Consider the following 14776-nt stretch of genomic DNA (forward strand, 5'->3'; position numbering starts at 1 on the left):
CTGCCCTTTCAGCGTTGAGAGGTCACCATGCGTCGCTGTGTGCTGCTCATGTGCGTCCTGCTGGGCGCGCTGCTGACCCCGGTCGCCCAGGCCGCGCCGCCGGGCAACCGGGATGTGCTGGTGCAGCTGTTCTCCTGGAACTGGAACTCGGTGGCGCGGGAGTGCCGGGACTTCCTGGGGCCACGCGGGTTCGGCGGGGTGCAGGTCTCGCCGCCGCAGGAACACGTGGTGGTGCCAGGGTTCCCGTGGTGGCAGGACTACCAGCCGGTGAGCTATGGGCTGACCTCCCGGCGCGGCACCGAGTCCGAGTTCAAGGCGATGGTGGACGCCTGCCACGCGGCCGGGGTGAAGGTGTTCGCGGACGCGGTGATCAACCACATGACCGGGCAGGACAACGGTGGCACCGGCAGCGGCGGGTCCCGGTTCGGCCACTACGACTACCCGGGGATCTACCAGCACCAGGACTTCAACCACTGCGGCCGCAACGGCAACGACGACATCCAGAACTACCGGGACGCTTACGAGGTGCAGTTCTGCGAGCTGGTCAACCTGGCCGACCTGAAGACCGGCTCGGACTACGTGCGGGACCGGATCGCCGGCTACCTGAACAAGCTGCTGGCCCTCGGCGTGGACGGGTTCCGGATCGACGCGGCGAAGCACATGCCGCCCGGTGACATCGCCGCGGTCAAGTCCCGGCTGTCCCGGGCCGCCTACCTCTACCAAGAGGTGATCCCCGGGCCAGGCCAGCCGATCACGCCGGAGCAGTACGCGGGCAACGGGGACCTGCTGGAGTTCCACTACGGCGAGGACCTGGCCAAGGTGTTCAACCAGGAGAAGCTGGCCTACCTGCGCACTTTTGGCGCGCCGCTGCCGAGTGCGACCGCGGTGGTGTTCACCGACAACCACGACACCCAGCGCGGTTCCGGGGTGCTGACCTACCGGGACAACGCGCGCTACGCCCTGGCGAACGCGTTCATGCTGGCCTGGCCGTACGGATCGCCGAAGCTGATGAGCGGCTACGAGTTCGCGAACAAGGACGAGGGTCCCGCCGCCGAGCCCAACGGCCGCACCAAGGACACCGTCTGCTTCGCCGACCGGTGGCGGTGTGAGCACCGCTGGCAGGTGATCGCGAACATGGTCGGCTTCCGCAACGCGGTGCGCGGCACCGGGGTGAACCACTGGTGGGACAACGGCAACGACGTGATCGCCTTCGGCCGCGGCGACAAGGGCTACCTGGTGCTCAACGACGAGGGGCCGGTGACCGGGCGCTCGTTCCAGACCGGGCTGGCCGCCGGGCGGTACTGCGATGTGGTGCACGGGAACTTCAGCGGCGGCAAGTGCAGCGGTCCGGTGTACACAGTGGACAGTGGCGGCTGGTTCCGCGCCGACGTGGGCGCGCAGGACGGGATCGCCCTGCACGTCAACGCGAAGCTGCCTTGATCATCCGCTCGATCCGGTCCACGTCACCGCGTTCGGCAGGCGGCAGCGGCACGCCGAGCGCGGCCCTGGTCGCGGCCGCCCGGCCGAGCAGGGTCGCGGCCAGCTCCGGGTCGGTGGCGGCGTGCGCCCCGGCCAGGCCCTCCTCGGCGAGCGCGATCGCCCTCGGGTCGCCGACCTCCTTGGCCAGCTGGTGGCTCTCGGTGTGCAGGGCCAGCGCGGCGGCGGTGTCGCCGCGCTGTTCGGCGATGAAGCCGAGCTCGGTGAGGATCAGCGCGAGGCCGGGGCCGCCGTCGACCTCGCGGCACCAGTCGACCCAGCGGCGCAGGTGTTTCTCGGCCTCGTCCAACCGGCCCTGACGGCGGGCCAGCAGGCCGAGTCCGACCTCGGCGAACTGCTCCCCCGACAGGTTGCCGTGCTGCGCCGCGACCGCCATCGCACGCCGGTGCAGCTCGGCTGACTCGGTCAGCTCGCCGGTGAGCAGCGCGATCCGGCCGAGCCCGGCCAGCTTGGCGGTGACCGCGGTCCACAGGCCCAGCTCCTCGGCCGAGCGCAGGCCCTCGCGGTGCAGCCGGGCGGCGGCCGGGTAGTCGCCGGTGACCTCGGCGACCGCGGCCAGCTCGCTGGTGGCCTGCACCTGGCCCCAGCGGTCGCCGAGCTCGGCGAAGATCTGGGCGCTGCGCTCGGCGTCCCGGCGCATCCCGGTCAGCTCGCCCTGGAGCAGGGCCTGCGCCGCCCTGGTGCTGAGCGCGGCCGCCTCGCCCCACCGGTCACCGGCCACGACGAACTCGGCCAGCGCCTGGTCGTTGAGCCGTTTGCTGATCGCCGGATCGCCCTTGCCGAGCACGGCGTAGCCGAGCAGCCAGGTGGTCCTACTGTCCGAAGTGGACAGATCAGCCAGTGGTTCCCCGGCCAGTGAACGGAACCCGGCGCGCCAGGCCTGGACCCGCGCGCGCAGCGCCGGATCGCCGCCAGTGGTGGCCAGCGCCTGGTCGAAGGCGCGGACCGCCTCGGTGAAGCGGCCGCGCAGGAACCAGTACCAGGCCAGCGCGTCGGCCAGCCGCAGCGCCTGCTCAGCCTCGGCGCCGGTGAGCGCGCGGTGCAGGTTCGGCATCTCCCGGTCCAGGCCGTCCAGCCAGCAGCGCTGGCCCTCGCCGTGCAGCTCGGGCGCGGCCTGCTCGGCCAGCGCGAGGTAGTAGTCGCGGTGCCGCTGCCGGAGCGCGGCCAGCTCACCGGACTCAGCTAACTTGTCCAGGCAGTACGCGGCAACGGACTCCAGCAGCCGGTAGCGCGGGCCGCCGGTGACCAGCGAGCGGTCCACCAGCCGGGACAACAGGTCCAGCACCTCGTCCGGCCGGACCCCGGCACCGGCGCAGACCGCCTCGGCCGCGGCCAGCGTGCAGCCCTCGGCGTGCACGGCCAGGCGGCTCAACACCAGGCGTTCGGCCGCGGTGAGCAGCTCCCAGCTCCAGTCGATCATCGCGCGCAGCGTCTGCTGCCGGGGCGGCGCACCGCGGTGGCCGGTGGTGAGCAGGCCGAACCGGTCGTCCAGCCGGGCGGCCAGCTCGTCAACGCCGAGCACCCGGACCCTGGTGGCGGCCAGCTCCACCGCCAGCGGCAGCCCGTCCAGCCGGGCGCAGATCGCGGCCACCGTCGGCGTGTTCTCCGGCGTGAGCCGGAACCCGGGCGCGCGGGCGGCGAACAGCGCCACCGCGTGCTCGGGAGCCAGCGGCCGCACCACGTACTGGGTCTCCCCGGCCAGCCCGAGCGCTTCCCGGCTGGTGACCAGGATGCGCAGGTCGGGGGCGGCGCGCAGCAGGCGCTGAGCCAGGGCGGCGACCGGTTCGAGCACGTGCTCGCAGTTGTCCAGCACCAGCAGCATCCGCTTGCCGCGCACCGCGTCCAGCAGCCGGTCCGCGCTGGGCACGTCCTCCCGGACACCGAGCGCCGCGCTGACCGCCTGCTCCACCTCGGGCCCGTGCCCGGCCAGCTCGACCAGCCATGCACCGTCCACAAAGGACTCCCGACCGGCGGTGGCCAGCGCCAGGCTGGTCTTGCCGACCCCGCCCGGCCCGGTGAGGGTGACCAGCCGCGCCTCCCGCAGCAGCGCGCCCAGCTCGGCGCGTTCGGCGTCCCGGCCAATCAGCTCGGTGAGCGGGGCGGGCAGGGTGGCGCGGCGGGTCAGCTCCGGGTCCTGGCGCAGGATCGCCTGGTGCACCTCGGCCAGCTCCGGGCTGGGGTCAGCACCCAGTTCCTCGGCCAACTGCTCGCGAAACTCGGCATAACTGGCCAGCGCCTCGGCCTGGCGACCGTCCCGGTAGAGCGCGCGCAGGTGCAGGGCGCGCAGCCGTTCGCGCAGCGGGTACTCGCGGACCAGCGGGGTCAGCTCGGCCAGCACCGGCTCACCGGCGGCCAGCCGGGCCTGCGCCAGCTGCTCGATCGCGTGCAGCCGGGACTCGGTGAGGCGGTCGGCGTAGCCGCGGGCGAACTCGGCGTCCGGGAAGTCGGCCAGCACCGGGCCGCGCCACAGCGCCAGCGCCCCGGCCAGGTCCTGGCGTTGCAGGCAGCCGAGGAACCGGGTCGCATCGACCTCCTCCGGCCGGACCCGCAGCAGGTAGCCCGGTGGCCGGGACTCCACCCGCTCCGCGCCGATCGCCTTCCGCAGCTGCCACACCTTGTGCTGCAAGGCCGCCGCCGGGTTCGCCGGTGGCCGCTCGCCCCACAGGTCCTCGACCAGCCGGTCCGCCGACACCGGGTGGCCGGCGTGCACCAGCAGCACCGCCAGCAGCGCGCGCACCTTGGCCTCCGGCACCCGCACCGGCGTGCCCTCCGCCGTCCACACCACCAGCGGACCCAGCACCCCAAAACGCACAGCTCACGGTAACCCGCGAGACGACCGAGAGAAGACCGAGAGCGGGCCTGGGCACGGTGGTGCCAACACAACGGAGAGGACCACAATGACCAACCCCACCAGCGTCGCGGTGCTCGGCCTCGGCAACATGGGCAGCGCGCTGGCCTCGGCCTTCCTCGGCGCGGGCCACCCCACCACGGTGTGGAACCGCACCCCGGCCAAGGCGCAACCGCTGGCCGCCAAGGGCGCGAGCGTGGCCGCCACCGCGGCCGAGGCGGTCGCCGCCGCCGAGGTCACCGTGATCTGCCTGTCCGTCTACGACACCGTGCTGGCCACCCTGGACGGCGCGGACCTGGACGGCAAGGTGCTCGTCAACCTCACCAACGGCACCCCGAACCAGGCCCGCGAGGCCGCCACGGCGTTCACCAAGCGCGGCGCGAGCTACCTCGACGGCGGGATCATGGCGATCCCGGAGATGATCGCCCAGCCCAGCGCGCTGATCTTCTACAGCGGCGCGCCGGAGTCCTTCCAGGCGCACCAGGAGCTGCTGGCCGTGCTCGGCCCGGCCAAGTTCCTCGCCGCCGACCCCGGCCTGGCCTCGCTGTACGACCTGGCGCTGCTCAGCGGCATGTACGGGATGTTCGCCGGGGCCTACCACGCGATGACGCTGACCGGCACCGAAGGCGTGCCCGCCGTGGAGATCACCGAGCTGCTCATCCCGTGGGTGACCGCGATGACCGGCGCGCTGCCCATGATGGCCGAGGAGATCGACCGGGGTGACTACCTCGGCGAGGAGTCCAGCCTCCAGGTCAACAAGGACGGGCTGGACAACATCCTGACCGCCAGCTGGCAGCAGGGCATCTCCGCCGAGCTGCTGGCCCCGTACCAGGCGCTGATCGCCCGCAAGCTGGCCACCACCGACGCCAGGACCAGCGTGAACTCGATCGTGGAGCTGCTGAAGTGAAGTACGAGGGAAAGAAGGCCGTGGTCACCGGCGGCACGCACGGCATCGGCCTGGCCGTGGTCAAGGCGCTGCTGGACGGCGGCGCGGAGGTGGTGCTGACCGGCCGCAACGAGCGCACCATCGAGGCCGCCAGGACCGAGCTGGCCGGTCGCCCGGCGCACGTGGTCCGCTCGGACGCGGCCAGCCTGGCCGACATCGCCGCCCTCGGCGACCTGGTCGCGGACACCTTCGGCACGGTCGACCTGGTGTTCGTCAACCACGGTTACGCCGAGACCGGCCCGATCGGCTCGGTCACCGAGCAGGTCTACGACCGGATGTTCGACATCAACGCCAAGGGCTCCTTCTTCACCGCGCAGCGGTTGGTGCCACTGGTCGCCGACGGCGGCTCGATGGTGTTCACCAGCGCGGTGCTGGACGGCATGGGCTGGCCGGACGTCACGGTGGCCACCATGGCCAAGGCCGCGGTGCGTGCGCTGGCCCAGGCGCTGGCCGCCGAACTGCTGCCGCGCGGGATCCGGGTGAACACGGTCAGCCCCGGGTTCACCCTCACCCCGACCATGGGTTTCGCCACCATGACCGCGGCGGACCAGGCGGCCAACCTGGAAGCGGGCAACGCGCTGACCCCGATGGGCAGGCACGCCCGGCCCGAGGAGATCGCGGCGGCGGTGCTGTTCCTGGCCTTCGAGGCCACCTTCAGCACCGGCACGGTTTTTGCCGCCGATGGCGGGCTCGGGCACGTCGAGAAGGCGTGACCGGCTCCGACCAGGTGGCATGAACCGAAACCTGAACATCGGCCTGTGGATCGCGCAGGGCCTGATCGCCGCCCTGTTCCTCTTCGGCGCCTACCCCAAGCTCACCGGCGAGCCGATGGTGGTCGCGGGCTTCGCGGCGATGGGACTCGGCGAGGGCATGGTGGTCTTCGTCGGCCTGTGCGAGCTGGCCGGGGCGATCGGCATCCTGGTCCCCGTGCTGACCAGGTGGGCCGCGCTCGGCCTGGTCGCGCTGCTCATCGGCGCCGTGATCCTGGGGGTCGCCGCCGGTGGGCCCGCCGCCGCACTGTTCCCGGGGGCGACGCTGCTGGTGGTGGCGGGGGTGGCCTGGGGCCGCTGGTCAGCGCCCCGGGGTCACCAGGCCTGACTCGTAGGCGACCATGACCAGCTGCGCGCGGTCCCTGGCCCGCAGCTTGGTCATGATCCGGCTGACGTGGGTGCGCGCGGTGGCCGGGCTGATCACCAGCGCGGTGGCCAGCTCCTCGTTGGACAGGCCGGCGGCGACCAGGGTCAGCACCTCGCGTTCCCGGCCGGTCAGCGCCGCCATCACCTTCGGGTCCGGGCGGCGCTGGGCCGGGCGGCGCGCGAACTCGGCGATCAGGCGGCGGGTGACGCTCGGCGCGAGCAGCGCGTCCCCCGCCGCCACCACCCGCAGCGCCTGCAGCAGGTCGGCGGGCTCGGTGTCCTTGAGCAGGAAGCCGCTGGCCCCGGCGCGCAGGGCCTCGAAGACGTACTCGTCGGCGTCGAAGGTGGTCAGCACCAGCACCCTGACCTCGGCCAACGCCGGGTCGACGGTGATCGCCCTGGTCGCCTCGAGCCCGTCCAGGCCGGGCATCCGGATGTCCATCACCACCACGTCCGGCAGCTCGCGCCGGGCCAGTTCGACCGCGGCCGCGCCGTCCGCCGCTTCCCCGCAGACGGTGAAGTCCTCCTCGGTCTCCAGCAGCACCCGGAACCCGGCCCGGACCAGCCGCTGGTCATCGGCCAGCACCACCCTGATCATCTCGGCAGCACCGCCCGCACCAGCCAGCCGCCCTCGGTGGGTCCGGCGGTGAGCGCTCCGCCCAGCGCGGCGGCCCGCTCCCGCATCCCGCGCAGCCCGTTGCCCGGTGGCGCCTGCACCGGGTGCGGGCCGTCGTCCCGCACGGACAGCTCGAAGGCGGTGTCCGAGTGCTCGAAGTGGATGGTCACCGAGCTGGCCTCCGCGTGCCGGACGATGTTGGTCAGGGCTTCCTGGGTGATCCGGAAGGCGGCCGCGTCCACTGGCGAAGGCAGCTCGCCGATCTCTCCGCTGACCTGCACCGACAGCCCGGCGGCGGTGGCCGAGTCGAGCAGTTCGGGCAGCCGGGACAGGCTGGGCGGCGGGGCCCGGTCCGGTTCGCCGCGCACCACCGCCAGGGTGGCCCGCAGGTCGGTCAGCGCGGACCGGCTGGCCTCCTTGATCGCCCGCAGCGCCTTGTGCGCCTCGTCCGGCCGCCGCTGCGCCACGTGCGCGCCCACGCTGGCCTGCACGTTGATCACCGCCAGGCTGTGCGCGACCACGTCGTGCACCTCGCGGGCGATGGCCAGCCGCTGCTCCTCGGCCTCACGCAGGCCGCGTTCGGCGCGGCGCTCCCGGTTGGCCCGCAGCAGCAGGCCCAGCGAGATCACCGCGACCAGCCAGGAGCCCGCGGCCAGTCCGACCCAGCCCCAGGTGACCAGGGGCCGGTCCACCTCCCCCACCGCGAACACCGCCAGCGCGGCCACCCCGCCGAGCAGCGCGCGCGGCAGCCCGGCCTCGGCGGCCACGGTGAACAGCGCCACCGTGGGCAGCAGGATCGCCGGGCCGTCCGGGTAGCCGAACCAGTAGTACGGGAAGACGGTGGCCAGGGTCGCCGCGAGCACGGTCAGCGGGAAGCGGCGGCGGAACACCAGCGCGAGCGTCCCGGCCAGCAGCAGCGCGATGCCACCGAGGTCCAGCCCCCGGTTGCCGGGCTCGTCGAGCAGCGAGTACACCGCGATGACCACCAGCACCAGCGCGGCGATCAGCAGGTCCCACAGGCGAGGCACGCACAGACGGTACGGCAGCCAGATGAAGGTCGTTTCATGAACGACTCACGAACGGCTCAGTTCCGCGGCACAGGCTGGTCCTCATGTCCGCGACCCTCGAACTCGCCCCGCCGCTGGCGGAAGCGCCCACCGAGCCGCTGCCCCGGCGGCCGCGTCGCCGCTGGTGGCCGGTGCTGCTGGTGGCGCTCGCGCTGGCCGGGCTGGCCGCGGCCCTGCGCTTCGGCGGGACCGGGCTGTCGCTGCCGGGCCAGGCCACCCTGCTGGTGTTCACCGCCGCGGTCGCCGCCTGGACGCTGACCAGGATCGACGACACCTACGTCGCGCTGGCCGCCGCGCTGGTGCTGGTGCTGCTCGGCGTGCTCAGTGGCGAGCAGCTGTTCGCCACCCTGGGCGGCGAGACGATCTGGCTGCTCATCGCCGCGTTCGTGCTGGCCGCCGGGATCGGCGCGAGCGGACTGCCGACCAGGGTGGCGGTGGCGCTGATCGGCAGGGCCCGCTCGGTGCGCGGACTGGCGCACCTGGTCACCGCGGCGCTGCTGCTGAGCGCCTTCGCCATCCCGGCCACCTCTGGCCGGGCCGCGCTGGCGGTGCCGGTGTTCCTCGCGCTGGCCGGGACGCTACGCGAGCGGCCGAGGCTGGTGCGGGCGCTGGCGATCCTGTTCCCCACCGTGATCCTGCTGTCCGCGGTGGCCACCCTGATGGGCGCGGGCGCGCACCTGGTCACCACCCAGCTGCTGACCGCGGCCACCGGCAGCGGCATCGGCTTCGGGCAGTGGTTGTTGCTCGGGCTACCGCTGGCCGTGGTCAGCTCGCACCTGGCCGCCGAGCTGGTGCTGTTCCTGTTCACCCGTCGCGCCGACCGCCGAGGCGGCCTCCGCCTGGACCTGGACCAGATCCGGCCGCCCCGGGGCCTGACCGGGCCGGAACGCCGGGCCGCGGTCCTGCTGGCCGGGGTCTCGCTGGCCTGGGCCACCGAACCGCTGCACGGCATCTCGCCCGCGGTGGTCGCGCTGATCGGCGCGCTGCTGATCAGCTCGCCACGCTTCGGCACGGTCCAGCTGAACAAGGCCCTCTCCGGGGTGCCCTGGTCGCTGCTGGTGTTCATGGCCGCCACCGCCGCCCTCGGCGCGGCGCTGATCTCCTCCGGCGCGGCCGCCTGGCTGGCCACCGCGCTGCTCGGACCGGTGCACAGCCCAGTCATATTCCTGGTGGTGGTCGTGCTGGTCAGCACCGCCGCGCACCTGGTGATCCAGTCCCGCTCGGCCCGGTCCTCGGTGCTGGTGCCGCTGGTCATCCCGGCCGCGATCGCGCTCGGCCTCAACCCGGTCGCGGTGGCCTTCGCCTCCACCGCGGCGGCCGGCTTCTGCCACACGCTGTCCTCCTCGGCCAAACCGGTGGCGATGTTCGCGCACCTGGAGGGCGCCCCCACCTACGGCCGCGCGGACCTGCTGCGGCTCTCGGTGCTGCTCGGCCCGCTCACCGCAGGGCTGGTCCTGTTCTTCGCGCTCTCGGTGTGGCCGTTGCTCGGCCTGAACTGGAGGTAGTCATGCGTTTTGTCGTCGCTCCGAGTGGTTTCAAGGAGAGTCTCGACGCCGAAGCCGTCGCCGAGGCCATCACCGCCGGGATCCGCCGCGTGGTGCCGGGCGCGGTCGTCGACCCGGTGCCGCTGGTCGACGGCGGCGAGGGCTCGGCCCGCACGCTGGCCGCCGCCGGTGGCGGCGAGCTGGTCCCGCTCACCGTGACCGGCCCGGTCGGCAAGCCGGTGCGCGCGCACCTGGCCGTGATCGGCGAGACCGCGGTGGTGGAGATGGCCGCCGCGGCCGGACTCCGCCTGGTGCCGCCGGACCTGCGCCAGCCCGGCGCCACCACCACCTACGGCGTCGGCGAGCTGATCAAGGCCGCGCTGGACGCCGGGTGCACGCGCATCCTGATCGGCTGCGGCGACTCCGGCACCTGCGACGGCGGCGCGGGCGCGCTGCAGGCCCTCGGCGCGCGGTTGCTCGACGGCGACGGCGCGGAGCTCGGCCGCGGCGGCGACGCCCTGCTCGCGCTCAAGGACATCGACGTCAGCGGCCTCGACCCGCGACTGGCCGAGGTCGCCATCACCTTGGCCTGCAACCAGCACAACGTCCTCTGCGGCGAACAGGGCGTGGCCCGCGTGTTCGGCCCGCAGAAGGGCGCGCGGCCGCTGGACGTCGAGCGCCTGGCCGCCGCGATGGACCGCTGGGCGGTGGTGCTGCACGAGAAGTTCGGCGTCGACCTGGCCACCGCGCCCGGCAGCGGCGCCTCCGGCGGGCTCGGCGCCGGACTGGCCGCGGTGCTCGGCGCGGACCTGCGGCCGCGCTTCGAGGTGCTGCTGGACCACCTGGACCTGGACCGGCGGCTGGCCGCGGCCGACCTGGTGATCACCGCCGAGGGCGCGATCGACTTCCAGACCCCGCGCGGCAAGATCCCGTCCGAGGTGGCCAGACGGGCCAAGCGGTTCGGCAAGCCGGTGATCGCGCTGGCCGGCACCATCGGCAAGGGCGCCCGCCGCAACTACGACGTGGGCATCGACGCCTACGCGGGCATCCTGGCCGCCCCGGTGCCGCTGGCCGAGGCCATCGACCGGGCAGCCGAACTGCTCACCGACGCCACCGAGCGCACGTTGCGGCTGGTCCTGGTGGGCGCGGCGCTAGCGACCGACCGCGTAACCCTGGGCGCCCCTGGCGTTGGCGGCCCCGCGCAGCAGGCCGGTGTCTGGATCCCGTGACACCGCGGACAACCGGCCGAGCGCCCACGGCCCGGCGTCGAGCACCGAGTGCCCGCGCCGGGCCAGCTCGGCGAAGGTCTCCGCGCCCAGCCGGGACTCCGCGACCAGCTCGCCCGGCTGCCAGCTGCGCGGGTAGAACGAGGACGGGAACGCGGTGGAGTGCCAGGCCGGGGCGTCGATGGCCGCCTGCAGGTTCAGCCCGGCGCGGGTGTGCGCCAGCCAGAAGCACAGCTGCCACTGGTCCTGCTGGTCCCCGCCGGGCGTGCCGAAGGCCAGCACCGCCTCGCCACCACGGCTGGCCAGCGAGGGCGACAGCGTGATGCGCGGCCGCTTGCCGGGAGCCAGCACGTTGGGGTGCCCCTCCTCCAGCCAGAACATCTGCGCCCTGGTGCCCAGGTTGAAGCCCAGCGCCGGGATGTGCGGCGAGGACTGGAGCCAGCCGCCGGAGGGCGTGGCCGAGACCAGGTTGCCCCACCGGTCCACCACGTCCACGTGCACGGTGTCGCCCCTGGTCACCCCGGTGCGGGACACGGTGGGCTCCCCCACCCCCATCGCGGTGTCCATCTCGCCCGCGGTGTTCCCGACCCCGCGTCCTTCCGCGACGAAGGCGGGCAGCCTGCCGTCCAGGCCCGGCCGCAGCTCCAGCGAGGCGGTCGCGCCCAGCAGCTCCCGCCGCCGCGCCGCGTACTCCGCCGAAACCAACTGCTCCAGCGGCACCGCCGGGCTGTCGCCGTACCAGGCCTCCCGGTCGGCGAAGGCCAGCTTGGCCGCCTCGGTGGCCAGGTGCACGGTGTCCGCGCTCGCCACACCGTCCACATAGGACAGATCAACTCCGTCGAGCAGCCGGAGCTGTTGCGCCAGCACGGGTCCCTGGCTCCACCGCCCGAGCTTGTGCAACGTCCAGCCGTCGTCCAGGTCCACGCTGACCGGGATGTCGTAGCTCGCCGACCACCCGGCCAGGTCCGCCGCGGTGAGCACGCCGGCGTGGCTGCGGCCCGAGTCGTCGCGGAACTCCTGCCGCGCGAACCGGTCGATCTCCTCCGCGACGAAGCCCTGGTACCAGGCCCGGCGCGCCGCCTCGATCTGCGCCTCGCGGTCTGATCCGGCCGCCTCCGCCTCGGCGAGCAGACGCTCCAGGGTGTCCGCCAGCGCCGGGTTCCGCAGCCGGGTGCCGGGCTGGGCGGCAGGCAGCCACTGCGCGGCCGAGGTGGGCCAGTACTCGCGGAAGAGCTGTTCGACCACCTCGATGGTCGCGGTGATCCGCTCCACCACCGGGAAGCCGTTGCGCGCGTAGCCGATCGCGTAGTCCAGCACCTGCCGCAACGTGCGGGTGCCGTGGTCCCGCAGCAACAGCAGCCAGCCGTCCCACGCGCCGGGGATGGTCGCGGCCAGCAACCCGGTGCCGGGCACCAGCTCCAGTCCGAGATCGCGGTAGTGCGCCAGCGTCGCTCCCGCGGGCGCGACCCCTTGTCCGCACAGCACCTGTGGCGCCTGACCGGCCGCGGCGAAGATCGCCGGGACCTCGCCGCCGGGACCGTTCAGGTGCGGTTCCACCACCTGGAGGGTGAATCCGGCGGCCACCGCCGCGTCGAAGGCGTTGCCGCCGTCCTCCAGCACCGCCATCCCGGCGGCCGAGGCCAGCCAGTGCGTGGAAGCGACCATGCCGTGGGTGCCGAGGAGCTCCGGCCGCGTGGTGAACACGCTGTCGAACCTAGTAAGTGGGGGCCGAGTGCTTCCAGTAGCCGCAGAAGTAGATCGACTCCTTGGGCACGCCGCGATCGCGCACCAGGTGCCGCCGGACCGCGGTGACCATGCCGGACTCACCGGCCACCCAGGCGTAGACCTCGCCGCCGGGCAGCTCGGCCGCGCGCAGCGTGCGGGCCACGATGTCGCTGGTCCCGGCGTGCTGACCGGCCCGGTGCAGCCAGGTCAGCTCCAGATCAGCCGCGGTGTCGAAGCGCTGCTCCTCGGCGTCGTTGGCGATCTCCACGAAGACCTTCGCCTTGGTGCCCGCCGGCATGGACTCCACGATGGAGCCGATCGCGGGCAGCGCGGTCTCGTCGCCGATGATCAGCTGCCAGTCCGCGCCGGGCGTCGGCCGGTACCCGGCGCGCTCGCTGCGCAGGCCGATCCGCTGACCGGGCTCGGCCCGGTTCGCCCAGCGCGCGGCCGGTCCGGTCTCGCCGTGCAGCACGAAGTCGATGTCCAGCTCGCGGCGTTCCGGGTCGTAGCGGCGCACGGTGTAGTTGCGCACCACCGGCCGGATCTCCTCGGGCATGCTCTGCACCTCGGTCCACCAGTCCGGGCTGCTGGGCAGCACCGGGGCGTCCTGGCCGGAGGCGGGGAAGAAGGCGCGCACCAGGTGATCGGGACCCTCGTAGCCGAAGCGGTCCAGTTCCGGCGCGGCGAGCGTCACCCGAGCCAGCCCTGGGCTGGGGCGACGCACCTGGGAGACCTCCGCCAACAGGGCGGGTCGCTCCTTCTCCTCTGCGAGCATAGGTAAGGCTAACCTGCGCATCCAGAGGTCGCACTTGGGCGTGACACGCGTCACGCCACCGGGCTACGCCCCACCCCGTGCCAGGCCAGGCCTGCCCGCCGCAGCACATCGGCGTCCAGCAGGTTCCTGGTGTCCACCACGGCTTTCCCGGCCAGCAGACCGGCCAGCCTCGGCCAGTCCAGGGTGCGGAACTCCGGCCACTCGGTGAGCAGCACCAGGCCCACCGCGCCGTCCGCCGCCTGGTACGGGTCGCTGACCACGCGCACCGCGTCGGTCACGCCGGGCACCGCGCCCGGGATGCCCGGGTCGAAGGCGACCAGCTCGGCGCCCTCGGCGCGCAGCTTCTCCGCCACCGCCAGCGCGGGCGAGTCCCGCAGGTCGTTGGTGCCGGCCTTGAACGCCAGGCCCAGCACGGCCAGCCGCACCCCGTTCAGCTCGCCGCCGACCGCGGCGCGGATCTTGTCCACCATCCGGTCCCGCTGCCGGGTGTTGGTGTCGATGGAGGCGCGCAGCAGCATGAAGTCGAAGTCCACCGCCTCGGCCACCTGCACCAGCGCGTGCGTGTCCTTGGGCAGGCAGGAGCCGCCCCAGCCGGGGCCGGGTTGCAGGAAGGACTGGCCGATCCGGCGGTCGTAGCCCATGCCCTCGGTGACGTCGCCGACGTCCGCGCCCAGCCGCTCGCACAGCTCGGCCATCGCGTTGACGTAGGACAGCTTCATGGCCAGGAAGCAGTTGGCCGCGTACTTAACCATCTCCGCGCTGGGCGCGTCGGTGAACACGGTGGGCGCGCCGAGCTTGGCGTAGAGCGCGGCCACCCGCTCGGCCGCGTCCTGGGCGCTGGAGCCGACCACGATCCGGTCCGGGTTGAGGAAGTCGTGCACCGCGGTGCCCTCGCGCAGGAACTCCGGGTTGCTGACCACGGCCACGTCGGGCCGGTCCAGCAGCTCGTGCACCCTGGCCGCGGTGCCCACCGGCACGGTCGACTTGTTGACCACCACGCACCCGCTGGGCAACAGCTCGCGCACCTCGGCGATCACCGACTCCACCGCGGCCAGGTCCGCCGCGCCGCCCTCGCCCATCGGCGTGGGCACGCACAGGAACACCACCTCGGCGCCCTCCACCGCGTGCCGCGCGCCGAGGACGAACTCCAGCCGCCCCGCGGCCAGCCCGGACTGCACCAGCTCGGCCAGCCCCGGCTCCAGGATGGTCACCTCACCGGCCTTGAGCCGGGCCACCTTGGCCGCGTCCACGTCGGCGCAGATGACCTTGTGCCCCAGTGAGGCGAGACAGGCGCCGGTGGTCAGGCCCACGTATCCGGATCCGACGACGACGATTCGCCGTGCGAACACACTCCACCCCCGCGTTGGGTTGGTTCTGGTCCTCGGGCGAACTGCCCCGTTCGGGCGCATCCTGACACCGCAGGACGGGGATGGCCAGCCAACCGTTCGGTGGCTCC

At 73.4% G+C, this 14776-nt stretch carries 12 protein-coding genes; 6 read left to right on the forward strand and 6 right to left on the reverse strand.

The window, feature by feature from the left end; genetic code table 11:
• The first annotated feature begins 27 nt into the window (after nucleotides 1-27).
• Nucleotides 28-1440, forward strand: a complete 1413-nt coding sequence (locus ACWDY5_RS28765; RefSeq protein ID WP_449725288.1) for an alpha-amylase — start codon at nucleotides 28-30, stop codon at nucleotides 1438-1440.
• Here the strand turns inward: ACWDY5_RS28765 and ACWDY5_RS28770 are convergent.
• On the reverse strand, nucleotides 1421-4309 hold the full coding sequence (locus ACWDY5_RS28770) for a BTAD domain-containing putative transcriptional regulator (protein ID WP_449725289.1): 2889 nt from the start codon (nucleotides 4307-4309) through the stop codon (nucleotides 1421-1423). The two genes, ACWDY5_RS28765 and ACWDY5_RS28770, sit on opposite strands and share 20 nt — an antisense overlap.
• An 85-nt stretch (nucleotides 4310-4394) precedes the next feature.
• Between ACWDY5_RS28770 and ACWDY5_RS28775 the strand changes: the two genes are divergently transcribed.
• Genes ACWDY5_RS28775 through ACWDY5_RS28785 form a run of 3 tightly spaced genes read left to right on the forward strand, consistent with a single transcriptional unit; the run spans nucleotide 4395 to nucleotide 6389 of the window.
• The gene (locus ACWDY5_RS28775; protein WP_449725290.1) at nucleotides 4395-5252 is read left to right on the forward strand and encodes an NAD(P)-dependent oxidoreductase; all 858 of its coding nucleotides are present in this window, start codon (nucleotides 4395-4397) and stop codon (nucleotides 5250-5252) included.
• Nucleotides 5249-6004, forward strand: a complete 756-nt coding sequence (locus tag ACWDY5_RS28780) for an SDR family oxidoreductase (protein ID WP_449725291.1) — start codon at nucleotides 5249-5251, stop codon at nucleotides 6002-6004. The genes ACWDY5_RS28775 and ACWDY5_RS28780 overlap by 4 nt, the downstream gene beginning before the upstream one ends.
• A 19-nt stretch (nucleotides 6005-6023) precedes the next feature.
• Complete coding sequence (locus tag ACWDY5_RS28785) at nucleotides 6024-6389, forward strand: DoxX family protein (protein WP_449725292.1); 366 nt, start codon at nucleotides 6024-6026, stop codon at nucleotides 6387-6389.
• Here the strand turns inward: ACWDY5_RS28785 and ACWDY5_RS28790 are convergent.
• Both ACWDY5_RS28790 and ACWDY5_RS28795 read right to left on the reverse strand, forming a co-directional pair.
• Nucleotides 6363-7025: a response regulator gene (locus tag ACWDY5_RS28790; protein WP_449725293.1), complete on the reverse strand. Its 663-nt coding sequence runs from the start codon at nucleotides 7023-7025 to the stop codon at nucleotides 6363-6365. The genes ACWDY5_RS28785 and ACWDY5_RS28790 overlap by 27 nt on opposite strands.
• Nucleotides 7022-8071: a sensor histidine kinase gene (locus ACWDY5_RS28795; protein ID WP_449725294.1), complete on the reverse strand. Its 1050-nt coding sequence runs from the start codon at nucleotides 8069-8071 to the stop codon at nucleotides 7022-7024. The genes ACWDY5_RS28790 and ACWDY5_RS28795 overlap by 4 nt, the downstream gene beginning before the upstream one ends.
• 83 nt (nucleotides 8072-8154) lie before the next feature.
• Between ACWDY5_RS28795 and ACWDY5_RS28800 the strand changes: the two genes are divergently transcribed.
• Both ACWDY5_RS28800 and ACWDY5_RS28805 read left to right on the forward strand, forming a co-directional pair.
• A complete protein-coding gene (locus tag ACWDY5_RS28800) occupies nucleotides 8155-9615 on the forward strand; it encodes an SLC13 family permease (protein WP_449725295.1) in 1461 nt (486 codons plus the stop codon).
• A gap of 2 nt (nucleotides 9616-9617) precedes the next feature.
• Entirely contained in the window at nucleotides 9618-10823 is a 1206-nt protein-coding gene (locus ACWDY5_RS28805; RefSeq protein WP_449725296.1) for a glycerate kinase family protein, read from the forward strand.
• On the opposite strand, the gene ACWDY5_RS28810 is transcribed toward ACWDY5_RS28805, so the two are convergent.
• The 3 genes from ACWDY5_RS28810 to ACWDY5_RS28820 are packed head-to-tail and all read right to left on the reverse strand — an operon-like array spanning nucleotide 10746 to nucleotide 14669.
• Nucleotides 10746-12524, reverse strand: a complete 1779-nt coding sequence (locus tag ACWDY5_RS28810) for a gamma-glutamyltransferase family protein (RefSeq protein WP_449725297.1) — start codon at nucleotides 12522-12524, stop codon at nucleotides 10746-10748. The two genes, ACWDY5_RS28805 and ACWDY5_RS28810, sit on opposite strands and share 78 nt — an antisense overlap.
• A gap of 10 nt (nucleotides 12525-12534) precedes the next feature.
• Entirely contained in the window at nucleotides 12535-13320 is a 786-nt protein-coding gene (locus tag ACWDY5_RS28815; RefSeq protein ID WP_449725298.1) for a siderophore-interacting protein, read from the reverse strand.
• Between the two features lie 50 nt (nucleotides 13321-13370).
• Nucleotides 13371-14669, reverse strand: a complete 1299-nt coding sequence (locus ACWDY5_RS28820; RefSeq protein ID WP_449725299.1) for a UDP-glucose dehydrogenase family protein — start codon at nucleotides 14667-14669, stop codon at nucleotides 13371-13373.
• Nucleotides 14670-14776 lie beyond the last annotated feature (107 nt).

The organism is Crossiella sp. NPDC003009 (genome assembly GCF_053591555.1).